The organism is Flavobacterium bizetiae (assembly GCF_024271895.1).
GTDB classification, from domain to species: domain Bacteria; phylum Bacteroidota; class Bacteroidia; order Flavobacteriales; family Flavobacteriaceae; genus Flavobacterium; species Flavobacterium bizetiae.
Window position 1 is genome coordinate 927,047 of the sequence record NZ_CP091861.1, and the last position, 25,335, is coordinate 952,381.

General features: G+C 33.9%; 15 protein-coding genes and 1 pseudogene. 8 read left to right on the top strand and 8 right to left on the bottom strand.

What is annotated here, in order from left to right:
- The 5 genes from L0669_RS04230 to L0669_RS04250 form a co-directional block, all read right to left on the bottom strand.
- The gene (locus L0669_RS04230; RefSeq protein ID WP_263761556.1) at positions 1–6,738 is read right to left on the bottom strand and encodes an RHS repeat-associated core domain-containing protein; all 6,738 of its coding nucleotides are present in this window, start codon (positions 6,736–6,738) and stop codon (positions 1–3) included.
- An 8-nt stretch (positions 6,739–6,746) separates the two neighbouring features.
- The gene (locus tag L0669_RS04235) at positions 6,747–7,211 is read right to left on the bottom strand and encodes a T9SS type A sorting domain-containing protein (RefSeq protein ID WP_263761558.1); all 465 of its coding nucleotides are present in this window, start codon (positions 7,209–7,211) and stop codon (positions 6,747–6,749) included.
- Between the two features lie 136 nt (positions 7,212–7,347).
- The gene (gene glmS, locus L0669_RS04240) at positions 7,348–9,198 is read right to left on the bottom strand and encodes a glutamine--fructose-6-phosphate transaminase (isomerizing) (protein WP_263761560.1); all 1,851 of its coding nucleotides are present in this window, start codon (positions 9,196–9,198) and stop codon (positions 7,348–7,350) included.
- Positions 9,199–9,207: 9 nt separating this feature from the next.
- Positions 9,208–10,920 (bottom strand): BamH family beta-barrel-assembly machinery protein, encoded by a 1,713-nt coding sequence (bamH, locus tag L0669_RS04245; protein WP_263761562.1) that lies wholly within the window; start codon positions 10,918–10,920, stop codon positions 9,208–9,210.
- A gap of 21 nt (positions 10,921–10,941) precedes the next feature.
- Positions 10,942–11,748: a glycogen/starch synthase gene (locus L0669_RS04250; protein ID WP_056248169.1), complete on the bottom strand. Its 807-nt coding sequence runs from the start codon at positions 11,746–11,748 to the stop codon at positions 10,942–10,944.
- Between the two features lie 78 nt (positions 11,749–11,826).
- On the opposite strand from L0669_RS04250, the gene panC reads away from it, so the two are divergent.
- From panC to radA, 4 genes and pseudogenes are all read left to right on the top strand, one after another.
- A complete protein-coding gene (panC, locus tag L0669_RS04255) occupies positions 11,827–12,705 on the top strand; it encodes a pantoate--beta-alanine ligase (protein ID WP_263761564.1) in 879 nt (292 codons plus the stop codon).
- 14 nt (positions 12,706–12,719) lie between these two features.
- A complete protein-coding gene (gene panD / locus L0669_RS04260) occupies positions 12,720–13,070 on the top strand; it encodes an aspartate 1-decarboxylase (RefSeq protein ID WP_026727479.1) in 351 nt (116 codons plus the stop codon).
- 202 nt (positions 13,071–13,272) lie between these two features.
- Positions 13,273–13,719 (top strand): annotated as a pseudogene (locus L0669_RS23700) (alpha/beta hydrolase); the annotation flags it as partial.
- A gap of 707 nt (positions 13,720–14,426) precedes the next feature.
- The gene (gene radA / locus L0669_RS04270; RefSeq protein WP_263761567.1) at positions 14,427–15,788 is read left to right on the top strand and encodes a DNA repair protein RadA; all 1,362 of its coding nucleotides are present in this window, start codon (positions 14,427–14,429) and stop codon (positions 15,786–15,788) included.
- Between the two features lie 89 nt (positions 15,789–15,877).
- On the opposite strand, the gene L0669_RS04275 is transcribed toward radA, so the two are convergent.
- Positions 15,878–16,354, bottom strand: a complete 477-nt coding sequence (locus tag L0669_RS04275) for a DUF6252 domain-containing protein (RefSeq protein ID WP_263761570.1) — start codon at positions 16,352–16,354, stop codon at positions 15,878–15,880.
- A gap of 256 nt (positions 16,355–16,610) precedes the next feature.
- Here L0669_RS04275 and L0669_RS04280 point away from each other — a divergent pair, with 256 nt between their 5' ends.
- On the top strand, positions 16,611–18,575 hold the full coding sequence (locus L0669_RS04280; RefSeq protein WP_263761572.1) for a transglycosylase domain-containing protein: 1,965 nt from the start codon (positions 16,611–16,613) through the stop codon (positions 18,573–18,575).
- A gap of 360 nt (positions 18,576–18,935) precedes the next feature.
- Here L0669_RS04280 and L0669_RS04285 read toward each other — a convergent pair whose 3' ends face one another.
- Together L0669_RS04285 and L0669_RS04290 are read right to left on the bottom strand one after the other, a co-directional pair.
- On the bottom strand, positions 18,936–19,685 hold the full coding sequence (locus L0669_RS04285) for a LytR/AlgR family response regulator transcription factor (RefSeq protein WP_263761574.1): 750 nt from the start codon (positions 19,683–19,685) through the stop codon (positions 18,936–18,938).
- Positions 19,682–21,502 (bottom strand): tetratricopeptide repeat-containing sensor histidine kinase, encoded by a 1,821-nt coding sequence (locus L0669_RS04290; protein ID WP_263761575.1) that lies wholly within the window; start codon positions 21,500–21,502, stop codon positions 19,682–19,684. The genes L0669_RS04285 and L0669_RS04290 overlap by 4 nt, the downstream gene beginning before the upstream one ends.
- A gap of 202 nt (positions 21,503–21,704) precedes the next feature.
- On the opposite strand from L0669_RS04290, the gene L0669_RS04295 reads away from it, so the two are divergent.
- From L0669_RS04295 to L0669_RS04305, 3 genes are all read left to right on the top strand, one after another.
- Positions 21,705–22,865, top strand: a complete 1,161-nt coding sequence (locus L0669_RS04295; RefSeq protein ID WP_263761577.1) for a vWA domain-containing protein — start codon at positions 21,705–21,707, stop codon at positions 22,863–22,865.
- 15 nt (positions 22,866–22,880) lie between these two features.
- Positions 22,881–23,504 (top strand): murein L,D-transpeptidase catalytic domain family protein, encoded by a 624-nt coding sequence (locus L0669_RS04300; RefSeq protein ID WP_263761579.1) that lies wholly within the window; start codon positions 22,881–22,883, stop codon positions 23,502–23,504.
- A gap of 67 nt (positions 23,505–23,571) precedes the next feature.
- Positions 23,572–25,212, top strand: coding sequence for a DUF4139 domain-containing protein (locus L0669_RS04305; RefSeq protein WP_263761582.1), 1,641 nt, complete (start codon positions 23,572–23,574; stop codon positions 25,210–25,212).
- Positions 25,213–25,335: the final 123 nt, after the last annotated feature.

Sequence of the window (25,335 nt, forward strand, 5' to 3'; positions counted from 1 at the left end):
TTACCTTTTAGCTTTATAATACACATCAAACCTACTAACTCCAGAATAAGGACTAAAACCATTAATCATCATTGGTTTTTGCTGGGGGCCTTGCGGTCTAAAGATATAATCTATCAACGCATTTTTAGCATTAGCCTCATCTATTGAAATTAATCCATTATTCTTTGTAGGAGTTTTAGCTAAGCCTCCATCACTTAATAACTGCCCCCCTCCCTTTAATAATGATTTTATACCAAAAACTGCAAGTTTTTTTATTCCCCACTTAGCACCACCCTCATATGCTTTATTAATATAGTTGGCATTTCCATTACTTTTATTTGTATTAATACTTAGCCCTTCAATTCCTTCAAATGAAACTATTCCATCATTATTTGTAAAAGGATGTGCATCTAACCATTGTTCAATTTCATCAATATTACCATGTCTATACTTATTAACGATGCTTTTTGCCTTTTCTCTATTTGGATTTTCGCCTTGTATCTCATGTGCTGCATGATTCAATCCTGAAACCACTAATCCCGTCAATGCTCCTTGCCAGAAATTTCCACCTGTTAATTGCGCACCGGCACCACCGGAAACAGTACCAAAAGCAATCATGCCTAATACATTTTTAGCACCTAATACGCCACTTAAACCCTGATGATTAAATGTTTCCGTAAAACTAACTCCTCCAAAACTATGCGTTTCTGGAGCACTTGAACCACCGCTCCATGCACTTGCAGCCACACTACTCAAAGCACCAGCTGCAAAACCACTCCAGAATTTCCCCCCAGATATGGCCGTCATTCCTCCTTGAAATGTACCGTGTGCCGCAGCACTAAAGGCAGCCTGCGAATAAAAATTAGTAAACAAGTTTCCTGCAGCAGTACCAATACCAAAAGTTACCGCTGAACTGGCTGCTCCAATAAATGTGGCTTTAATCAAACCTCCTACACTAAAAGGAACATCTGCTAATAATGCGGTTAACGTATAAGTGGTTGCAGCTATAATAGCACCAATTGCAATTGCGGTACCAATAACAAATTCTTCACCGCTAGGGTCTGTATACTTTAACGGATTATTTAATACATAACCATAACGATTATAGTTTTGCGTATTTGATGGATCCTGAATAAAATTATCAGGTTGTAAGAAGCGATGCAATTTAGGATCGTACAAACGACCATTCATATTAATAATCCCTACACTTTGCAAATGCTCATGACCTGTATAACCACGATCTAAAATCGTCAATAATCCCAGATCGGTTCCTGTTCCATTCTGTACTTTTAAAACCGCTCCCCAGGCATCAAATAATCTTTTCTCTACAATAGCACCTGCATTATCAGTAATAGCTAATATAGTGCCTTGATAATCTCTGTGTAAATATAAATAATTTTGCGTTACCCCATCGCTTTTCAGTACCAATGGAGCAGTATAGCCATCTCCCCCTATATAGGTAACAAACTCAATTGCTCCGCTACCTATATTTTCTTTAATCTCCATCGTACCATCACCAGAATAATGTTTACGAAGTGGACGAAGTAACTTATCTTCTTGTACACCTCCGTAAAACATTGTGCTGCGATCATTGCCATCATTATAACTAAAACTTAAATAATCAGTATAATTTCCGTCACGTCCGGGTTCCTTAATAGTTACAGGACTTTTAAAGGTATTATAGGTAATTTCTAATCCTAATCTAGGAGCAGAATTTTCACCACTTCCTCTATTTTGGTAATAACTTAATGCCTGCGGAGTTAACGTGATCGAATTATTTTGATATGTTTTGCCTGTTACTGTATAATTATAAGTACCAACATTGTTTTGAGTAATCTTCCCTTTTGCATCATAACTCTGTGTTTCCTGTTGCGCTTGTGCATTATTATATGTTAATAATCGATCTAATTCATCATAAGTAAAGTTCTCATTCCAACTGAATAAATTATTTGTTCTCGTTGTTAAATTTCCTCTTTTGGGCTCAAATCCTGTCGATAATGTTATGACATTTCCTGGATTTGCAACGGTTCTGTCCCATTTAAACACAGAAGCATAACCATATTGATCATATAAATTTGTGATAGCGATACCATTCCCTAAACTTGCATTGGTCAACTGCCCCCTTTCGTTCAACGAATTAGTTTGCCATAATACCTGCTGGCTAGTGTTATCGATAATTTGCCATGCAAAGCCATTTTGGTAGGTGTGTTTTAGTTCTTTTGAACTTGACTTACCACCAATAGCTGCCGTTGAAGTTTCTTTATCTAGACGACCAAACGTATCATAAGTTAGTTCTTTTGTAAAAGTAGCATAAGGTGTATTCTCTATGGTTTTGCTAATTCTTTTATAATTGTCGTATTCGAATGAGTTAGTAATTGAATTGCCTTCTAAAGTATTAACAAAAGAAGTACTGCTTATTAAATTGGTACTTGTATTGTAGACATAAGTTGTTTTACTTTTATCTTTGGTACCAACGATTGTTTTTTCTATCGTTTTGCCGGCAGCATCATATACATAAGACCTTGTTCCGTTTGGTGTAGTTTCGGTTTTTATTTGTCCAAAAGCATCATACGCATAGGTATAGGTTCCCGCACTTGGATCTGTCATAGAAATTTTATTACCCCAGCCATCTATAGCAATTGAAACTTTGTTGCCCTGGTAGTCTGATTCTTTTAATTGTCCGTTTGCGTAATATATAAAATTAACCGCTCCACCCGGATCTGTTGCTTGCGTTTTATTACCTAGCGCATCTACAGTTGCCGTAGTAATTTTGCCATCATCATCACTTTTAGTGGTAAGTCCGTTATATTCTAATTTTTGAATTTTACCCGTATGTGCTGTTATTGTTTTAGGGCGCATTAAATAATCGTATTCATAAACAGTCCATTGGCTTGGAGAGGTAAAATAAGGCTCACTTTCTTTGGTTTTTCGTCCTAAACCATCATAAACCACTTGTTTTGACACCATAGAACCGACCGTAAAACCTTTTGTGGTGGTTACAGTTGCTCTTCCTAAAACATCGTATCGTGTTGTTGTTTTAGCATCGGTATTATTAGTTGTGGTAGTAGTATAACCTCCATCTGACAATTTAGTATAAACTATTGCTGTTACTAATGGAGTCGAAGATGTATTTTGGATTGTAGTGTTAATTAATTTGCCCCAAGTATCATAAACATAATCACTAACTACTCCTAAATAATCTGTAGATTTTGTAATCTGCCCTAAAGTATTATAAACAAAATTCGTAACAAAGCCCTGATGATCTGTTTTCTTCACTACAAATCGTTTTGTAACATCATACTCATCATTTATAGTTCTTGGTACAGGAGGGGTTGGTGCTGCAGGAGCACTTACTGTTTTAGCCAGCAAGTTTCCCAATGAATCATAGGTCATTTCCTCTACTATTGGATACGTATTATGTCCTTTTTTTTCTTTCTTTGTTAAATTTGATCCTGTATATGTATATTTTTCTTCAGAAGTACGATTATCTCCTGTATAAACGGTAGTGGAAGAATTAATTTTTTTAGGTCTTCCTATATAATAAGAGCTCCCTACCCCTGTTGGATTACTATCATATTCTGTATCGATTGTGGTAGTTCCTTGCCAAGTTGCATCACTATATTGCTTTGATACGCTTCTTACCTGTAAACCATAATAGTTAGTGCTTTCAACTGTTCCGTCATATGTATAATTTGTTTCGTCTTTAACACCTGTTAGATGATCAATAATAGTTTGTTTCATTAATAAAACATTGTAGACACTACTGTTTGAATTCGATGCACCTCCGTCTTGAGAATTTATTGTGGGAGAAGCTATAAACTTATTGTTATTATTTGCACTGGCATAAAAACCAGGTTTTAAAATTATTTGTGATGCTTGATAATTAACTGCTACATCATCATTTATCTTTGATGAGGCTGTTATAGATCCACTTGCTTTATAAGTTTGTCCTATGCTAACAGGATCCTGAATTATAATATTATCCTTAATCGCACGGGATGAAACAGCATCACCACCTCCTTCTGTATATACCGAAAATTCATTTGTTTTTGTACTTAATAAATCTGAAGGAACACTATTGAATACTGTTGTGCCTTCGGTACTGCTCCATGTAATTTTGTTAGCACCTCTAAGAGCAATATCATTGTGTTGCGTGGTCCAGATCTTAGCATCTGAACTATTCAAATACCAGCTGCTTCTTGTAGTTCTTGTAAAACCTACTGTTCCGTAATTAAAGTTTGATACAAATCCTCTATATCTAAAATCCTGATATTTAGAAATCCCATTTATAGTGGCAGTAACTTTTGAAACCAAATAACTAGTAGGATTTCTGATAATTTCAATATTAGGATAAGTAACATTTGTGCCAGATGAGTAAAAGTCAGATGATGGATTACCTATTCCTCCATCACTAGCCTCCATTGGTTTGTATTCAATAACCTGCTTGATATTACCGCTGGATTCTGATACTTCAATTAATCTATTTTCGGCATCAACATTCTTGTTGAACTGATAATATTCGATTCTGTCATTATGCCCCCTGACTAGTACTAAATCTGTATTGGCACCATTGTATCTGTAATTAGAAACAATAGGAATTGCAAGAACCGGTGAACCAGCTCTGTAAGCACCTGAATTGTATACTTCATCAAAACCAGATTTTTCCGTTTTTCCAATATTATTACTAAATCCAGAAACTGCCCACCTTGAATCATGGTTATTAATTTTTCCATCTACTTTAAAATGTTCTCTCCAAACCCGAACTAAATCTGATTTACCATCACCATTAATATCCATGGCATAATAATTACTAAAGTGCTGTTGTGTTTTATAGTAATTGCCAGAATTCGGCCAGTACTCAACAATGTTATGACTTTCTTTTGTAAAAAACTCAGCCCCGATAGAAGCAGCATTACTATAATAAATATGCCATTTAATTGCATTTGGTTCTCCCTCTGAATCCGGAATCATGATATCCGTTTTACCATCTCCATTGTAATCTCCAAAAAGTATCTCTTTTGTAGATGAATACGCATCTATTATTCCTGATCCGATAATTTCTAGTTCAATCCAAGGCGAGACTGATAATTGTTTAAAACCTAAAACCTTATATGTTTTATTTCTATTAATAAGCAAAATATCTGATTTACCATCACCATTGAAATCAGCAACATATCTTGTAATATCTTGAATACTTAATTCAGGATTCGCAGCAGCTGGATTTGTTCTATTAATTAAATCTTCCGATATCCCTGTATTTAAAATTTTAACATAACTGTTTACATTTAAAGTATTAAAATCAATTATTGAGTAAACAATACCTCCATTCGAAATAACAGTTGGCATGCACGCACCACCCATATAATTTGTTGACCCTCTTTTTTCATCTATTGTTGAAATCATTAAAACTTCAGAGATACCATCACCATTAAAATCGCCTTCATAATATAGATTACTTGCTTTATTATATTTAGCAGTACTACAACCAGTGGAAGTTCCTGTATTATCAATTAAAATACTTTTAGTATAAGTTTGCGATACAACATTATTAATTAAATTATAAATTTTAAATGTCACATCTGCCATACTTGACTTCACCTCAACGATAGATCTAAATTGATTTATTTTATTGTTCAACAATGTTGTTGCGGAAAAAATTCGTCCTTTATTAATTGTAAAGGGTAAGTTAATAGGATCATTACTTACAGTCCCATTAAACAAATTTGTGAAAACCTGATTATTTGCAATAAAATCTAATCTTCCATCTCCATCAAAATCTCCTGCTAATTGTGCATCTTCAAATTCAAGATTATTTCTATATTCTTTCTCTGTTCGAACCTGTTGAATTGAAGTTGGCGCATAAGTAAAAACAACGGGATTAGATTCTTCATTCTGAGCATTTACTTCCTGAATACTTCTTACTCTTTCGTAACCTAAATCTGTATCTGTCTCATGAATAAGCTTATATTTCCTAAAAACACTATTGTTTGCATAAACCTCTATTTTCTTTAGTATTTGGCTGGCATAAACTGGAGCTCCTTTTAGAAAATCTCTTTCTATTCGTTTAGAATTTTCATAAATAAAACCAATCTTATTTTGAGTTGCAATTCCAGCTGTTATATTTCCACTGAATGTAATTGTATCTATATACAACTGATTGCTATTATTATAGGTAACTGTTTTATAATTATAATCTATAAAATTACCGTTGACATCTTCGTAATGAACAATATACCAAGAATTTAAAGATACTGAATTCTGCAAACTCCCTGAACCTTTAGATCCATACCAACTTCTTGATCCGTCAGGACTAGTTACAATAAAATAAACAGTTGTACCTTCTGTTTTTAATTCAATTCTTGTATTACTTTTATATTCCGTTTCATACGTTGACCCACTTGCCCAATAAGTTCCTGTTTTTATTAAAAGGCGCTGCCCATCTAATGCCAACTTATCATTATCATCAAAATCAACCCCATCCACAAAACCATCTATATCGCGTCTGGTAGCAATACGACTTATAGTTGAAATACTATTGATACTCCAGCCCTGTCCGGCTATCCCGCCTTTAATTCCACTACTATAAGTTAAATTAATTATTGGTGCTACGCTTTTAATACTTGGAGGAGTAGCAATAGGTAATGTATAAACAGCCGAACCAGAAGCTGAAATTTGTAATTCTCCCTTAGTATCTGTAAAATTCTGAGAAAAAATAAATTGAGATATTAAAATAAATGCAAAAAGGTAAAATTGTTTCATATAAAAACTTATTGTTTAATGATTTTAATAGTTTTTGGATCTCCACTACTACAATAGAGTATTACAACATAAACTCCTGTAGAATAATCCTGAAAAGGAATATTGTGACTGTCATTCCTTGCCATCAGCGGATAGGTTTTTAACAATTGTCCCGTTATAGAAAAAACCTGAATTGAACTAACATAATCATTGTCTTTTACTTCCCACTTTATATATAACTCCTCTTTTACAGGGTTTGGGTAATAGGAAATAACATCTTCTTTAGAAAATTTAAGTAAATCTTCCTCAGCCAAAGCTTCAATTTCTTTAACCTCTGTATTTTCTTTAACTTGTTTCGCAGAAGAAGAACATCCTGACAAACATAATTCTCTAATAATTTGATTACCTGCCTGATCATAATTAAAAATTAATTTTTGCTGGGCATTTACTGAAAAAGAAAATAGCAACAAAATAATAAGTAAATTTTTCTTCATAATGTTTTTTTATCCATTTCGTGCAAACATAACATTATAATTTAAATCTTACAAAATAATATGTTAATAAAAAATAAAGCACAAAAAAAGCGAGATATAAATCTCGCTTTTTTAACATATAAATATTTTAATCGAATTACTCTACAGTAACTGATTTTGCTAAGTTACGTGGCTGATCTACATTACAACCTCTCATTACAGCAATATAGTATGAAAGCAACTGTAAAGGTATTGTTGTAATTAACGGAGATAGCGCATCTGAAGTCTCAGGAATCTCAATAACATAATCAGCTAACTCACGAACCTGAGTATCTCCTTTAGTTACTACAGCGATAATTTTACCGCTTCTTGATTTAATTTCCTGAATGTTACTCACAATTTTATCGTAGTGACCTTGTTTTGGTGCAATTACAATAACCGGCATATGCTCATCAATTAAAGCAATAGGACCATGTTTCATCTCTGCAGCAGGATAACCTTCTGCATGAATATAAGAGATCTCTTTAAGCTTAAGAGCTCCTTCTAATGCAACCGGGAAATTATATCCACGACCTAAGTATAAACAGTTTGGCGCATCTTTAAAAGCTGCAGCAATCTCTTTTGCTCTGTCGTTCGTTTCTAATGCCTCAGCTACTTTTTCAGGGATTATCTCTAATTCTTGTAAGTAAGTATGGAAATCAGTATTTGATAAAGTTCCTTTAGCTTTACCTAATCGCAATGCGATCATAGTTAAAACTGTGATTTGAGTTGTAAAAGCTTTTGTTGAAGCTACTCCAATTTCAGGACCTGCGTGTGTATAAGCACCAGCATGACTTTCTCTTGAAATAGAAGATCCAACTACATTACAAACTCCAAAAACAAAGGCACCATTTTCTTTTGCTAATTTAATAGCCGCCATTGTATCTGCAGTTTCTCCAGATTGAGAAATTGCAATAACAACGTCGTTTTTGTTTATAATAGGATTTCTGTATCTAAATTCAGAAGCATATTCTACTTCAACAGGAATACGCGTAAATTCCTCAAAGATATATTCAGCGACTAAACCTGCATGCCACGAAGTACCACAAGCAACAATAATTATTCTGTCGGCATTAAGAAATTTTTCCAAATTATCTTCAACACCAGCCATTTGAACAATTCCTACATTCGCATGAAGTCTTCCTCTGTAAGTATCTTTTATAACACTTGGCTGCTCGTAGATTTCTTTAAGCATGAAATGATCATAACCCCCTTTTTCGATCTGCTCCAAATTCATTTGAAGTTCCTGAATATAAGGATCTACTAAAGAGTCATCTTTAATTTTTCTAACTTTAAGAGGCTTATGCAATCTAATGTTTGCCATTTCACCATCTTCAAGATAAATTGCATTCGAAGTATATTCGATAAAAGGCGAAGCATCAGAAGCAATAAAATATTCTCCTTCACCAACACCAATTGCCAAAGGACTACCTAATCTTGCTGCAACAATTTCGTTTGGATTTTTTTTATCAAAAACAGCAATCGCATAAGCTCCTACCACTTGATTTAAAGCAATCTGAACTGCTTTACCCAACTTAATTCCTTCTTTTTTCTGAACTTCTTCAATTAAATTAACTAAAACTTCAGTATCTGTATCAGACTTAAATGTATACCCTCTTTTGATTAATTCTTCTTTAAGTGGCGCATAATTCTCAATGATTCCATTATGAATAATTACCAACTCTCCTGAATTAGAAAGGTGAGGATGTGAGTTTACATCATTTGGCACACCATGTGTAGCCCAACGTGTATGCCCAATTCCTATAGTTCCGTTTGTAGTAAAATCATCTTTTGCCTTAGCTTCAAGATCTAAAACTTTACCTTTTGTTTTACAAACTTTTATACCTGTTTCAGCATCATATAGCATGACACCCGCACTATCATATCCTCTGTACTCGAGCCGCTTTAATCCTTTTATAACAATAGGATAGGCATCTCTATGACCGATATATCCAACAATTCCACACATATATATTTATTAATTTGGTTTCGTGTAGTAAATTTGCAGCTGAAGTCTTTTTGCATAGTTAGCATCTGTTGATGGAATATTTCCCCCAAACAATACCGTTCCTAACGGACTCATAATCGAAGCTCTTGGAACTTCAGAGAAATAGTCATTTGGATTTTTCTCCGGATCAATTAAAATTCTATTTTTTAATTTACCTGAAGTTATTGTATTTATATCTCCTGTAACTACCAAACCTAATTTCACATTTTTTACAGCTGCATCTTTTATTAAATTACGAACATGGCTCGTTAATCTAATTTTGTACGTTGTACCTCTCTTTGTAGTAGCATCTAAATTAATTATACCACTATACACCGTTTTATTATAAGTACCATCGGTAGACCCATCTGTAGCATAATCTACAATTGGTATATTATTTACCAAATCATACAAATAGATTCTTTTTGGCTCCCAAATTCCCGCCATTTTATCAGAATCAATAGAGAAAACCAGATTAGCCTCATTAGCCAGCCAGTTTTTATATTTTACATTATACCTGATTTCATCTAACTGATCTGAAACACCATTAGGCTTATTCTGTAAATTGCCCTGATCATCATAACTTATTAAATCGGTCTTACTAAACAATTCAATTACAGCAAGCGAACCCTGACCTCCTCTTAAATAAAGTCTTTCATCTCCTACAGTTTTATTAGGATTAGTTACTGCGGCAATATAACCAGGATTTTTAACATCATTATACAAATTTGCAGCAGCACCGCTTAGATTAATAATCAAGGTTTTATCCTCCATTGTATCTTCAGGATCTGTAGTTATAGCTGTTTTTGCTTTATACCTGATCGTGATTTTAGCATTATCATTTGCTTTGAAGAAATTCAACAAAGCCAAATTAGTCGGAAGGCTTCCCGATTTTTCTACTTTAAAGTACAAACCTCTAAAATACTCCTGAAAAATAGTCGGAGAAGAAAGTTTTGACGCCGGAGCGTTAAGAATTTTATCCTGGAAAAACTGTTTATTTAATTTCAAACGCATTTCCGGAGCAGTGTACGTATAAGTATATGTTTTTACAGTAGCATTAGCATCTACTACAGTTGAATCTTTTTTCTGTTGAAGATTACTAAAAAAGAATGCCTCATTTTGCCTCTTATCAGGATCATCATTCAATAGCTTAGGTGCCGTTTTTGGAACAAGATTTGCAAAAAAATCAGCATCCTGATCTGTATAATACAATTGAGCAAATTGAGAACCGCTATCAAAATACGAAGAACGCATTTGAACACCAGACTCATAAACACTCAGCTTAAGTTTACCATTTGCCTTATCTCCATATATAGAGTCTAATGCATAAAAACTTCCCCCTTTCGGATCCGCTCCAGTTGCATGACTAAAATAAGGAACACTTAAAACCACACTTTGTATTACAGGAGACTCACCAATAGTTGGTGCATTTGATTCTAAAGCAACCTGGCTAACAAAATTTGCCGTAGTGCTTCCAAAAACTCCGTTATCATAAATACCCAAACCATTAAGTGGCAATCCGTTTGACTGAACTGGAGTTACTTCCTGATTATACGCTACAACGGGATATTCTGTATGTTCAAGACCAAAATGGTCATCACCAATTAACCCCTCACCAATCGCATTAAAATCTTTATCGCAAGAATATAAAAGGACAACAGTTGCTACTAATAGAATTTTCTTAATAAAAGAAGTATTATACATGTTTAATAATAATGTTAAAATTTAAAGACCCATTGTTTTATAGAAATTTGTATACGCTTCAGCGAATGCATCTTTCGTGGCGAAAGGTAAAAAAGGTTTTCCTGAAGATTCTATAAATTTTGTTAAACTTGGGGATACGTTTTCAGATGCTATAATTACAGCATCAGAGTGTAATATACTAGCTTTTAAGACATTTTCATAATTAGGCGTTTCTAAATCAGAGATTGCCTCATGCGGCACACCATCAAATTTCACCTTATTAATCATTTCTAAATCCAGATTTTCATCAAAAGACTGACCGTAAACAGAAGTGACAATTTTGGTTTCAGAAAATAAAGCTTCATTTTTATAATAGTGCTTCATATAAATAGGTAGCATTGCTGCCAACCAACCGTGCACGTGAATGATATCCGGAACCCAATTTAGCTTTTTCACCGTTTCAACAACTCCTTTAGCAAAAAATATTGCTCTTTCGTCGTTATCCGGATACAAAACACCTTCTTCGTCAGCAAAGGTTGCTTTACGTTTAAAATATTCATCGTTGTCAATAAAATAAACCTGAATTCTCTCTTTTGGAATCGAAGCCACCTTGATAATCAATGGCATATCTAAGTCATTCACTACCAAATTCATTCCTGAAAGTCTAATAACTTCATGTAACTGGTGTCTTCTTTCGTTGATATTTCCATATCTTGGCATGAAAATTCTTATTTGACCTCCTTGATCGTTGATCATTTTTGGAACGTCATAAGACATTAAAGAAACCTCATTTTCAGCCAAATAAGGCACGACTTCAGATGATACATATAATATCCTCTTATCTTTCATAATAGTATTTTACTTAATTTTTGGTAATAAAAACGTTGCAAAATTACAAAAATTTATGCAGTTTATAACTAATATATTATGTTTGCACTAAATTTTAATAATACTGCCATGCATATTTTCTACGGTAAAGTAGCTTTGATAGCCTATTTAAAAACTATCAAAACCGCAAATTCAACCATCGGATTTGTACCAACAATGGGCGCTTTACACCAAGGTCATCTGGCGTTAATGCAAAGATCAATAAAAGAAAACGACGACACCGTTGTAAGTATTTTCGTTAACCCAACGCAATTTAACAATCCTGAAGATCTTGAAAAATATCCAAGAACACTTGAAGAAGACGTAAAAAAAATGCGAAATTTAAGTGACAAAATGATTCTTTATGCTCCATCTGTAGATGATATTTACGAAGGACACACCATATCGCAATCTTTTGACTTTGACGGATTAGAAAATCAAATGGAAGGCAAGTTCAGACCAGGACATTTTAATGGTGTTGGAACGATAGTAAAACGTTTGTTCGAAATTGTAACTCCAACCAATGCTTATTTTGGAGAAAAAGACTTTCAGCAATTGCAGATCGTTAAAAAAATGGTCGAAAAAACACATTTACCTGTAAATGTTGTGGGTTGTCCTATTTTCAGAGAAGACAATCAATTGGCGATGAGCTCAAGAAACGAGCGATTAACTCCTGAAGAAAGAAAAGAAGCTTCTATAATTTATAAAGTTCTGACCGAAGCCAGAGAAATATTTCAAACCGGTACTCCGGAAGAAACCATTCAATTTGTCGAAAATTCTTTCAGATACAATGAACGTTTTGAATTAGAATATTTCGTAATTGCTGACGAATCTACATTATTACCTATCGATCATAAAAGTAAAGACAAAAACTACCGTGCATTTATAGCGGTATTTGTTAATTCTATAAGGTTGATTGACACCATTTCATTAAATTAATTTACCTTTGCAGCATGCAAATTCAAGTTATAAAATCAAAAATTCATCGAGTTAAAGTAACCGGTGCCGATTTAAATTATATTGGCAGTATTACTATTGATGAAACCTTACTCGAGGCTTCAAACATTATTGAAGGTGAGAAAGTATCTATTGTAAATATCAATAATGGCGAACGCTTTGAAACTTACGCTATAAAGGGAGAGAAAAATTCAGGCGAAATTACCCTGAACGGACCTGCTGCCAGAAAAGTTCAAAAAGATGACATCATTATCATTATATCCTATGCAACCCTGGAATTTGAAGAGGCAAAAACCTTCAAACCATGGATCATTTTCCCTAATGAAAACGATAATTCGCTAACTTAAGCTTTCCTCTTACACCTTAATAATACCACTGTTTGTCAAAATTATTTTTGAACAAACAAGATTTCTTTTGCTTAAATTAAAAAGATTTAAGCCCGTAAGTTCATTGCTTTATTTTAAATTCCTACAGTAACAAAAAAGCAAATAAAGTATTATATTGCTACACTATTTCAATACTTTTTAATTCACTGAAATGCCCCAAATCATGAAAAAAGTTTACTTACTGCTTACCTTAATTTCTTTTTCTGTCTTTTCGCAGAAAACATTCGACAACATCAAATCTGCAAAACTTGGTGCAGAAAGAAGAATTACTATTGGACTTCCTGAATCGTACGAAGCCAATCCCGACAAAAAATATCCTGTTTTATACTTATTAGATGGCGATTATTTGTTTGATCCTTTTTCAGGAGCTTTAAGTTATGGTTCTTATTGGGGAGATCTACCTGAAGTTATTATCATTGGTGTTCATCAAAATAAAAATGACGAACGCGAAGACGATACAACTGTCGATCAAAGCACCGGACTTCCGTTTGAAAAAGGAGCTGACTTTTTTGAATTTATCGGAGCTGAATTAGTACCCTACATCGAAAAAAAATACCGTACATCGCCTTTTAGAATTATCGCAGGACATGATGTAACGGCAAGTTTTATTAATTTCTATTTGTATAAAGAAAAACCTCTTTTTAATGCGTACATTTCTTTCAGCCCTGAATTGGCCAATAAAATGGAAGTTAGAATACCAGAGAAACTTGCTAAACTAACAGAACCTTTATTTTATTATTTATCTGCAGCAGACGGAGACAATAAAAAAATTAAAGAGCCTATAGAAAAATTAGACAGTAATATTAAAATCGCAAATAATCCGTTAGTAAATTATAAATACGATTTGTTTAAAGGCACAACACATTATACGCAGGTTTTACACGCGATACCTAGTGCTTTATATCAAATATTTGAAGTTTACAGACCTATCAATTCTGCTGAATACAATAATAAGATTGCAATTCTTGAAACCGGTTATGCTGATTATCTGGAAAACAAATACAATGTAATGTCTAAAGTTCTGGGAGTTCAGATTCCGGTAAGAATGAGCGACTTTAAAGTTATCGAAACTTTAATTTTGAAGAAGAATGCTTATGATGAATTAGGCAAAATGGCCGAAATCGGAAATGTAAATTATCCGAAAGCCATGTTAGGAGAATACGAATTAGGATTAATGTATGAAAAAATGGGCGATCCTAAAAGAGCTTCAAAAAAATATCAAAATGCTTCGCAAATGGAGCCAATTGGCGATTTAAACAAAGATTTGATGTACGAGAAAATCGACCAAATGAAAACACTTGAAAAAACAGGAAAATAATGTCTAAAGTTAAAACTTCATTTTTTTGCCAGAACTGCGGCACCCAATATGCCAAATGGCAAGGACAATGCAATGCCTGCAAAGAATGGAATACTATTGCAGAAGAAATTATTCAAAAGCAGGAAAAAGTGGCCTGGAAAAGTGAACCAACACCAACTGGTAAAGCGCCACGTCCTTTAAAAATTAATGAAATTGATTCGACTCAGGAAATCCGAATGGACACTACTGATGGCGAATTGAACCGTGTTCTAGGTGGCGGAATTGTTCCGGGATCTCTAACACTTTTGGGTGGTGAACCGGGAATTGGAAAAAGTACACTTTTACTTCAAATCTCATTAAAATTACCTTATAAAACTTTATATGTTTCCGGTGAAGAAAGCCAGAAACAAATAAAAATGCGTGCCGAAAGAATCACGCCAGCCAGCGAGAATTGTTATATCCTTACGGAAACAAAAACGCAGAATATCTTTAAACAAATTGAAGCGATTCAGCCTGAAATTGTCATTATCGACTCAATTCAGACTTTACATACAGATTATATCGAATCAACAGCCGGAAGTATTTCTCAAATTAGAGAAACCACTGCGGAGTTGATCAAGTTTGCGAAAGAAACTAATATTCCGGTTATTTTAATTGGACATATTACGAAAGACGGAAACATCGCCGGACCAAAAATCCTGGAACATATGGTTGATACCGTTTTGCAGTTTGAAGGCGATCGAAATCACGTGTACCGAATTTTACGTTCACTAAAAAACCGTTTTGGTTCTACCGCTGAATTGGGAATTTATGAAATGTTAGGCAGCGGATTAAGAGAAGTTTCTAATCCGTCAGAAATATTGATTTCGCACAAAGACGAAGAAATGTCAGGAACTGCAATTGCCACAACCATGGAAGGCATGCGTCCGTTAATGATCGAAATACAATCATTGGTAAGTACCGCAGTTTACGGAACTCCGCAACGAAGCACAACGGGTTACAATGCCAAAAGATTAAATATGATTTTGGCTGTTTTAGAAAAAAGAGCCGGATTTCGTTTAGGCGCAAAAGATGTCTTTTTGAACATAACCGGAGGAATTTCTGTTGATGATCCCGCAATTGACCTTGCCGTTGTTGCCGCCATTTTATCATCAAACGAAGATATTCCGGTAACAAAAGGTTTCTGTTTTGCCGGTGAAGTTGGACTTTCTGGAGAAATTCGTCCTGTAAATCGTGTAGATCAGAGAATTCAGGAAGCTGAAAAATTAGGGTTTACGACTATTTTTGTGTCTAAATACAATAAAATTGCCTTAAAAAACACTGGAATCAAGATTGAGCTTGTTGCCAAAATTGAAGATGTGGCAGGTATTCTTTTTGGATAAAACCACACTATTATATTAAAAAAATCTCGCTCACGAACATCAATTTAACGAATGTACATGAGCGAGATTTTTGTATAAAGTAACTTCTACTATCTTAAAACTCTAAAACTTCCTTCTGTAACAGTAAATGTCTGTTCTCCAGAAGTTCCCGTAAAAGTAAATGTACCTTCAATTATTTTATCATCAACAGCGGTAATATTTATTTTTCCAGATTTAGCATTAGCATTCTTTATTGCAGGCATAAAACTAAAAGACGCCTGATAAGTAGTCTCCATATTCGATAAATCATACACGATGTCATGACTTCCTTTAGTAACATTCAAAGGCGTCCATAATGAGATTTTTTTGTACGTGTTATCAATTCCCGTACTTCCCATAATATTCATGTTTAACGAAGACATAACGCCAGGTTCAAAATTGTATACTGTCCCATTGTAGGTGAATTTGATAAATTCTTCCTGACTTTCCGGAGTTTCTTCATCATTAGAATTATCACTACTGCATGACGCTAACACCATTGCACAAATAGCAAAAGACAAGAACATAATTTTTTTAAAAATTTTCATTGGTTTGATTTTAGTATTATTTAATGAAGCAAATATATATTGTGTAAATTGTAAAACTTTACGGCTTCTCTCAATTTTGACACGAAACCATAAATTTCTTCTATTATTTAAAAAAGCAAAAAACACAATAACAACAAAATCAAATCTTTAGAACATTATAAAAAATTTATAAGTAAAATTTTATAAGCTGATAAATTTAAATTTAAATTTACACTAGATTTGAAAAGCGAAAAATTTCGAATACCATTCTCCATTTATGAAATTCCCAAAACAAAAAATATACAAAGCACTCTTAATACTTTTCATAGTATTAGTAGTGCTTTTTTTAGGCTTTTACTTTTTTCGTGATTCCCTTTTAAAACAAGCTATCGCGAAGGTAAAAACGAAAATGAACACAGAATATAACAGTACATTTTCTGTAAAATCGGCTACATTTGATGGTTTGTCGGGTATTAAACTAACCGATGTTATTCTTGTTCCTAAAAATGCCGACACACTTTGCCATATTCAAAAAATAGAAACCAGCATCAGCTTATCCAATTTATTAATTGGCGATGTACAAATTGGAACTTTAAAAGTCAATAATGGTTATATTCAATTGGTAAAAAAAGGAAATGTCCGCAATTTTGATGCTTTTTTAAAGAAAGACAAAGCCGATACGGATAAAAACGAAAAACGAAAATATGCCACTTTTGCCTATCGCATTATTTCAAAATTACTGAATCTTGTTCCGACAGATATGAAATTAGAAAATCTAAATTTCAGGATTGATGATAATGGTAAAAAAACGTCTGTCGCGGTCAATAAACTGGTTTTAGACAACAAACAACTCGAAACCAATCTTCATGTTCAGAGCAAAGATTTTGATCAGCGCTGGAACATAAAAGGATTTGCTGACCCAAGAAATAAAAAAGCCGATATTCGTTTCTTTAATTTAGATACCGGAGCCATTCGGGTACCGTATTTAGACGAACGTTATAATCTAAAGGCAAGTTTTGATTCGATTCGATTAAACGTTCAAAACATCGAAAAAGACGGTAGCGAATTGCATATTGACGGCTATACTTCTATCGCTAACTTAAAAATCAACCATCCAAAAATTGCGAGTAAAGATGTTATCATTAAAAATGCACGTTTTGATTATCGCTTTTTGTTAGGAGATGATTTTATTTCGATCGACAGCACTTCGACCATGCAGCTGAACAAGATAAAAGTGAAACCTTATATCTCCTACAGCACCGAAAAAGATACGATTTATACTTTGAAAGTAGATATCCCAAAAATGAAAGCGCAAGACTTTATCGTTTCATTGCCTGACGGATTGTTTACGCATTTTCAGGGAATGGAAGCCACGGGAAATTTCGATTATAAATTAGATTTCAAATTCAATAAAAACAAACCAAATACGCTGGTTTTTGACAGTAAACTAAATAAGGAAGATTTAAAAATCACCAAATACGGAGAAGCTGATCTGAACAAATTAAACGGTGAATTTGTCTATCGCGCCATTATTCAGAATGTATTGCAACGCCCGGTTTTGGTAGGAAACGCGAATCCTAATTATACGCCGTTAGATCAGATTTCGCCTTATTTACGCAAATGTGTTTTAACGACCGAAGATCCTTCGTTTTTCTCGCATCGCGGATTTATCAATGAAGCTTTCAAACAATCTATTTTAAAGAATATCAGAACCAAGAAATTCTCTCGCGGTGCCAGTACTATTAGCATGCAATTGATTAAGAATGTTTTCTTAACCAGAGAAAAAACGCTTTCGCGTAAGCTTGAAGAAATTCTATTGGTTTATATTTTGGAGAACAATCGAGTGGTAAGCAAAGAAAGAATGTTGGAGGTTTATTTCAATATTATAGAATGGGGACCAAATGTTTACGGAATTGGCGAAGCGAGTCATTTCTATTTCCAAAAAAGTCCATCGGCTTTAAATGTAGATGAATGTTTGTATCTGGCGACTATTATTCCGAAACCACGAAAATTCATGTATCAGTTTAATGATCAGGGAAATCTGAAAGACTTTGCAGTACAAAATCAAAAGTTTTTAAAGAATTTAATGTTTCGTCGTGGTCTTTTAATTCCTGAAGATACAATAGGCCAACAGCCGGTTTATATTTCCGGTAATGCACGTTCTTTAATCAGAATAAAAGCTCCGGATTCGACTGCGGTTAAAAATGATTCCTTATCAATGGAAGAGGAATTTGATTTATAATTCTAACTGAACCGCAAAGTTTCTATAGCCAATATTGTCATCCTGACGGAGGAAGGATCACACAAGATGCTCCGCAACGAAAACACAATCTTTGTCGAGTTTCGTGTGTGATCCTTCCTGCGTCAGGATGACATAAAATGAGAAGAAAATCTTTGTGGCTTAAAGTGTTCGTGGTAAAAAAAATGGCACGCGGATTTAACGGATTCACTTCGTGAAAGCTCGGATTAGCACGGTTTTTTTTATTTCATGCAGATTAGAACAGATTTACTTTTAGATTTTTATTAAAATTAATCTGCGCATATCTGTTTAAATCATTTTAAATCTGCGTTAAAAATAATTCAGGAAATTCGCGGCAAAACCTTATTTAAAATTCCTTAGAAATTCTTCTTTATAAGTAGGCGAAACTTCGATTTCGGCTCCGTCGTTTAGTGTTACGATTCCGCCTTTATTATACGATTTCACACAATTCATATTAATGATATGCGATTTATGAACCCGCATAAAAGGCAAAGGCAAAATCTCCGAGAAGTGTTTTAAAAATCGGCAAACCATTTTCTTATTTCCGTTATTGAGATACAAATCGGTGAAATTTCCATTTCCGCGCAAGCGAACAATTTCTTCCATTTTTACCACTTCAAAACCTTCCAGCGTTGGTAATATTACCTGTTGTTTTTCCGGTTTTGATTCATGAAAATTCTCAACTATAATTTTATTTCGGTTAAAGATTTCATGATTCATAATTTGATGCTGCACTTTGTTTACCGCAATTATCAATTCTTCGATACTAATGGGTTTTAGTAAATAATAGGCCGCACTTTGATTTAAAGCTTTTAGCGAATATTCAGAAAAAGCGGTTACAAATATGGTTTCAAACTGCAAATCTTTACACGCTTCGAGAACATCAAAAGCGTTTCCAAAAGGCATTTCGACATCCAGAAAAACCAATTGAGGCTGAATTTCATGCAATAACGGAACGGCTTCTTTTATATTCTGCGCCTCACCTACTACTTCAACCTGCGGACAATATTTACTCAAGTAGTTCTTGAGCACTTCTCGCGCCGCCAATTCGTCCTCGACAATTACACTTTTTATCTTCTGAAATGTCATCATATTTTATCAATTAACGGGAAAACAATCTGAACAATTGTTCCGGATTCCGGCAATCCTTTTTCTTTAATTTCAAAAGTAATATTCTTTTTATACAACTCGTTCAGTAGGCCAATTCGTTCGTTGGTATTATTAAGTCCACGCGATTCATGCACTTTCTGGTTGATTGTTTTCAGTTCCTGGCTTTTGGTTAAGCCAATTCCGTTATCATCGATAATTACTACAATTTTGTCTGCAATAAGTTTAAACTGAAGCTTTAAAAAACCTTTTTTATCAAGATAACGCAAACCGTGCCAAATGGCATTTTCTAAGTGTGGCTGAATAATCATATTGGGCACCAAAACACTTTCGGCATCAAAATGATCATCTACCGTAATTTCAAAATCGAATTTATCCTGAAAACGCAAATGCTCGAGATCAAGGTATTTTTTTAATTGTTCTACTTCTTTATCCAGTGAAATAAAATCTTTATTGGAGTTTTCCATCATATCCCGCATCAGGGTCGAATAAGATGTCAGGTATTTATTGGCTTCGAGTTCTTTATTTTCAGAAATAAACTGATTCACGCTATTCAGACTATTAAAGATAAAATGCGGATTCATCTCGCGTCGCAACGATTGCAAAGCGATCTCTTTATTCTTGGTTTTAATAGCGTACAAGGCTTTTACAATAAAACCGAATAAAAGCAAAAGCAGTAAAATTGATCCTAACAGAAAATAATTGAAGGTGTTTTTCTTTGTAATTAATTCATCTTTTAATGATTTTTCTTTTTCAAGCTGACGAATTTTTCCTTCTGTAACGTGAAATGTTTTTGCATTAATTAAAGTGGTATCTGACTGAATTAACTCATCAAAATTTTGAAAGAATTGCTCGTAAAGCGCCATACTTTCTTTTTCATTTCCATTCGATTTGTAATATTTTGCTAATGCTGATAAAGTATTTTTGGCTTCCGCCGAATTTCCTTTTTTAGACGCTAAATTATAAGCTTCTTTTAATGAAACTAAAGCTTTATTAGGTTCTTCTTTTTTAAAATAAAGTGTCGCCAGCGATTGCAATTGTTTAATTTGGGTATTAAAATCATTTTTGGTTACGGCTTCTGCCAATAGTTTTTCGTTGATGCCAATTGCTTTTTCAAACTGATTGTCTGAGGCGTAAACATTCGCAATTTCATTCTTAATCTTAATTATAGATTCCGGTTTGTCTTTCGCGTAAGCGAGTGCATTTTTATAACTTTCTATTGCAACACTTTTATCTTTTTGCTTTAATGAATTTTCTGCTTTCTGTACATAAGCTTCGGCAACTTCTTCGGCTTTATTTTCTTTTTTAAGCAATTCAATATTCGAGTCAACATATACGGCCTGAGACACCGGAGCCGCTTGCGTTTTTAATCGGTTAGCATCGTTTAAATTGATTTTTTCTTCCCTTACATCTTTTGAAATTGCTCCCGCTGCTTCATAATTTTTAATTGCAGAATTAAAGTTTTTCTGGTTTTCCTGCACTTTTGCAATGCTTCTGGTAACTCGGGTTTTATCCTCAACTCGTTTTAGTTTAGTGTAACTCGTGAGCGCTTTTTTAAAATATTCCTCGGCTTTTGCATTATCGCCTTTATTCAGAAATTCATTGGCCAACTGTTCGTAATTCTCGGCAATTTTACCTTCATCATTTTTATCCAAAGACTTTTCAAGACTTATTACCGCTTTGCTCATTTTCGAAACTGGCATTGCTTTCTTTTTGGGAATAGAATCCTGCGCCATCATTCCCATAGGAAACAACAGCAATAGCATTACATACAAAACAAAACCTAATCGTAAACTTTTCATATTTAAAAATCTTTTAAGGTTTAGCAACTAAGATTTTCAGCACCATAGAACCTTCAAAAAACAATAATGTAAAGTAAAGTATTTTATATTCTGTTTACAACTTGTTTCACCAAGTGAAAGTGCCCTTTCACCATTTGTCTAAAAAACGTGCTTTTTTAGTTTATAAGTTTGATCTGTAATCAACAATTAAAAACTCGAAATCATGAAATCAAATCTATTTATCTCAGCACTTTTGGCCGCTACAATTTCTTTGATGAGCTGCAATTCTTCGAATGCAAATTCTAAAAAGAATACCGAAATCGAAAAACCAATAGCAGCCGAAAATACCAAAATACAAGTGGCACTTTTACTAGACACATCAAGCAGCATGGATGGTTTGATCGATCAGGCAAAATCAAGACTCTGGAATATTGTAAATACGCTGACCACTTTAAAGTATGACGGAAAAACGCCGGATATCGAAATTGCTTTGTATGAATACGGAAACGACGGATTATCGAAACAATCAAATTATATCAGACAAATTGCACCGCTTTCGACAGATTTAGATCTGATTTCAGAAAAGCTTTTTTCTCTAAGCACGAATGGAGGCAATGAATATTGCGGAGCCGTAATTCAGGATGCCACAAAAAAACTGAAATGGGCGAAAGACAATACTAATATGAAGCTCATTTATATTGCCGGAAACGAAGAATTCAATCAAGGCGGCATTAACTATAAAGAAGCGATTAGCGATGCTCTAAAAAATGGTATTTATGTGAATACTATTTATTGCGGAGATAAAACCCAGGGCATAAATGAACTATGGAAAAGTGGCGCCGAGCATGGAAAGGGAAAATATTTTAATATCGATTCTAATGAATCTGTGCGATATATCGCTACGCCATATGATGCGGAAATTACAAAATGTAATGAAAAAATCAACAAAACATATATTAGTTATGGAGCCAAAGGTTCAGCAAAAAAAATGAATCAGGAAACACAGGACAAAAATGCTCAAAGAGTTTCTGCTTCTAATTATGCTGAGCGTGCGGTAAGTAAATCAAAAGCGGTTTATAAAAACGAAAGCTGGGATTTGGTCGACAAGGTAAAAGATGATAAAACGGCTATTTCTAAAATTAAAAAAGAAGAATTACCGGCAGAACTACAGAATAAATCTGAGGCTGAAATCAAAACAATTGTAGAGCAAAAAACCAAGGAAAGAGAAACTATCCAGAAAGAAATTGGCGAATTGGGTAAAAAACGTCAGCAATTTATTGATGCCGAAACTAAAAAAAACAAGAAACAAGATGATTTGGGCAATGCCATCAATACATCGATCGTAGGTTTTGCAAAAGTAAAGGGCTACACCGTTGAGAAATAAAACCAGTTCGTAAACATGAAAAAGAAACTATTCTTTTTGCTTTCGCTAGGGATAATCTGCCTGAGTTTTGCCTGCAGAAATAAAGACGAAAAGCTGGAAATCATTAAAAAATCGAAACCGGTGTACTCCTACGAAGAGAAACTAAAAAGTGAGATAACAGAGATCAGGAGTTTTTTGGGGAAGACTTCTAAATACAATTCTGATGTTGTTTTCTTATTAGATATGAAGATTGAATCTGGAAAAAACCGGTTTTTTATTTATGATTTAAAACAGAAAAAAGTACTCGATAAAGGTTTGGTTGGACACGGGTCAGGTTCTGAAACCGGAATTTACGGAAAGCTAAAATTTAGCAATGTAAAAAATTCAAATTGTAGTTCTTTGGGCAAATATGCTATTGGCGGTTCATATTCGGGAAGATTTGGCAAAGCTTATAAGTTATACGGTTTAGACCAAACAAACAGCAATGCTTTCGACCGAAATATCGTACTTCATAAATATGCAGATGTTCCGTTTGAAGAGCAGCTAAACCCAATTTGTAACAGTTTAGGATGCCCAATGGTCAATGAAAAGTTTTTTAAAGTCATAGAAAAGCAGATTGATAATTCTAAAAAGAAAATCATTCTGGTAATTTATTATTAAGTCAAACCAACCTTTATGCAATTTTTGTTATCTATACTTTTATAATAACACTTTAAATTATACTCTGATGATTAAAAAACAAGTAACATCACTATTATTATTGTTAGGCATTTTTGCCTTTGCGCAAAAACCAATTTTTACAACTGCAAAAGTAAAAGCGGCAACAGTATATTTTAATGCTGCCGAAATTTCCCAAACAGCAACTGCAAATTTACCCGCAGGAACGAGCGAAATTATAGTAAAAAATGTCGCAGTAAATCTAAATGAAAATTCAATACAAATAGGATCTCCATCTACAGTTACAGTTCTTTCGGTTCAGTTTACCAATAATTATATTTCAGAATATGACGCTGATACAAAATCTCCTGAATTAAAACGAGTTAGAGATAGTATTGTAATCGTACAAAAAGAAATCCAGAAAGTAAATAATACTATCAACTCTGAAAATAAAACAATACAGCTTTTAGATAAAAACCAGCAAATTTCAGGCGTAAATTCAGGTTTGAATGTAACTGAATTAATAAAAATGGTGGACTATTACAAAAACAAGCAAATCGAGATTGCCAATAACATTAATACTCTTTCAGAAAAACAACAAAAGCTGAATGATTTACTTTATAAATTGCAAAGCAAGCTTGAAATCAATACTAATAGGGAAGAAAAAACGTCATCAGGCAAATTAATTATTCAGGTTATGAATGATGTTGCAGGGATAGTTCCGTTGGATATTTCTTATTTAACAAATAATGCTTCCTGGACTCCTTTTTATGATTTACGCGCCGAAAATGTTACGTCTCCAATCAACATGATGTACAAAGCACAAGTTGTTCAAAATACCGGAATTGACTGGAAAAAAGTAAAACTTACTTTGTCAAGTGGTACGCCGAACCAAAATAACCAGGCACCAATGTTAAGTTCATGGTTTTTGAGAGATAATGCTATTCAAAATGGCTACGGAATGCAAAGAAATAAAATGAATCAGTTGCAAGGACGAGTTGCGGGAGTTACTGTACAAAACGACGATTTGAAGGAAGTTGTTGTAAGTGCGGCACCTGTAATGAAGAAATCATCTGTTTCAGATTATACAACTGTCGAAGAAAACCAATTGAATGTTTCGTTTGATATTGACATACCATATGATATTTTATCAAATGGAAAAATACATAGTGTTTCATTAAAAGAAATTAAATTGCCGGCATCTTATAAATATTATGCTGCGCCAAGAGTAGAAAATGAAGCATTCCTTTTAGCCGAAATAGCCGATTATAGCAAATACAATTTACTGCGAGGTGAAGCCAACATTATTTTTGAAGGAATGTACGTAGGGAAAACTTTTATCGAACCTAATCAAACGAGTGATACTTTGAATCTGAGTATGGGACGCGATAAAAAGGTTTCGATAAAACGCGAAAAAGTGGCTGATAAATCAGGAACCAAATTTTTATCTACTAAAAAAGAACAGACTTTTACTTTTGATATTACGGTAAGAAACAATAAAAAGGAAACGGTTGAATTGTTATTGAAGGATCAGTATCCGTTAAGTACCAATAAAGAAATTGAGGTAGAATTACTGCAAAGTGACGGTGCAAAAGTGAATGCTGAAACTGGAATACTAACCTGGCAATTGCAACTGAAACCAAATGAAAACAAGAAATTCAGAATTAGTTACAGAGTAAAATATCCTAAAGATCAGAATTTGAATCTTTAAAACACAAAATCCCGATGCATATAAATTGCATCGGGATTTTTTTATCTAACAAGCCTTCGACTTCGCTCAGGATGACATCAGGAAACCATTTATCTTTAACGATTGTCAGGCCGAGCGGAGTCG

Coding starts and splice junctions, on each gene's coding strand:
- L0669_RS04305 (WP_263761582.1), top strand. CDS start 23,572: ATGATTAAAAAACAAGTAACATCACTATTATTATTGTTAGGCATTTTT.
- L0669_RS04290 (WP_263761575.1), bottom strand. CDS start 21,502: ATGAAAAGTTTACGATTAGGTTTTGTTTTGTATGTAATGCTATTGCTG.
- L0669_RS04280 (WP_263761572.1), top strand. CDS start 16,611: ATGAAATTCCCAAAACAAAAAATATACAAAGCACTCTTAATACTTTTC.
- L0669_RS04275 (WP_263761570.1), bottom strand. CDS start 16,354: ATGAAAATTTTTAAAAAAATTATGTTCTTGTCTTTTGCTATTTGTGCA.
- L0669_RS04230 (WP_263761556.1), bottom strand. CDS start 6,738: ATGAAACAATTTTACCTTTTTGCATTTATTTTAATATCTCAATTTATT.
- L0669_RS04250 (WP_056248169.1), bottom strand. CDS start 11,748: ATGAAAGATAAGAGGATATTATATGTATCATCTGAAGTCGTGCCTTAT.
- L0669_RS04300 (WP_263761579.1), top strand. CDS start 22,881: ATGAAAAAGAAACTATTCTTTTTGCTTTCGCTAGGGATAATCTGCCTG.
- glmS (WP_263761560.1), bottom strand. CDS start 9,198: ATGTGTGGAATTGTTGGATATATCGGTCATAGAGATGCCTATCCTATT.
- panD (WP_026727479.1), top strand. CDS start 12,720: ATGCAAATTCAAGTTATAAAATCAAAAATTCATCGAGTTAAAGTAACC.
- panC (WP_263761564.1), top strand. CDS start 11,827: ATGTTTGCACTAAATTTTAATAATACTGCCATGCATATTTTCTACGGT.
- L0669_RS04285 (WP_263761574.1), bottom strand. CDS start 19,685: ATGATGACATTTCAGAAGATAAAAAGTGTAATTGTCGAGGACGAATTG.
- radA (WP_263761567.1), top strand. CDS start 14,427: ATGTCTAAAGTTAAAACTTCATTTTTTTGCCAGAACTGCGGCACCCAA.
- bamH (WP_263761562.1), bottom strand. CDS start 10,920: ATGTATAATACTTCTTTTATTAAGAAAATTCTATTAGTAGCAACTGTT.
- L0669_RS04235 (WP_263761558.1), bottom strand. CDS start 7,211: ATGAAGAAAAATTTACTTATTATTTTGTTGCTATTTTCTTTTTCAGTA.
- L0669_RS04295 (WP_263761577.1), top strand. CDS start 21,705: ATGAAATCAAATCTATTTATCTCAGCACTTTTGGCCGCTACAATTTCT.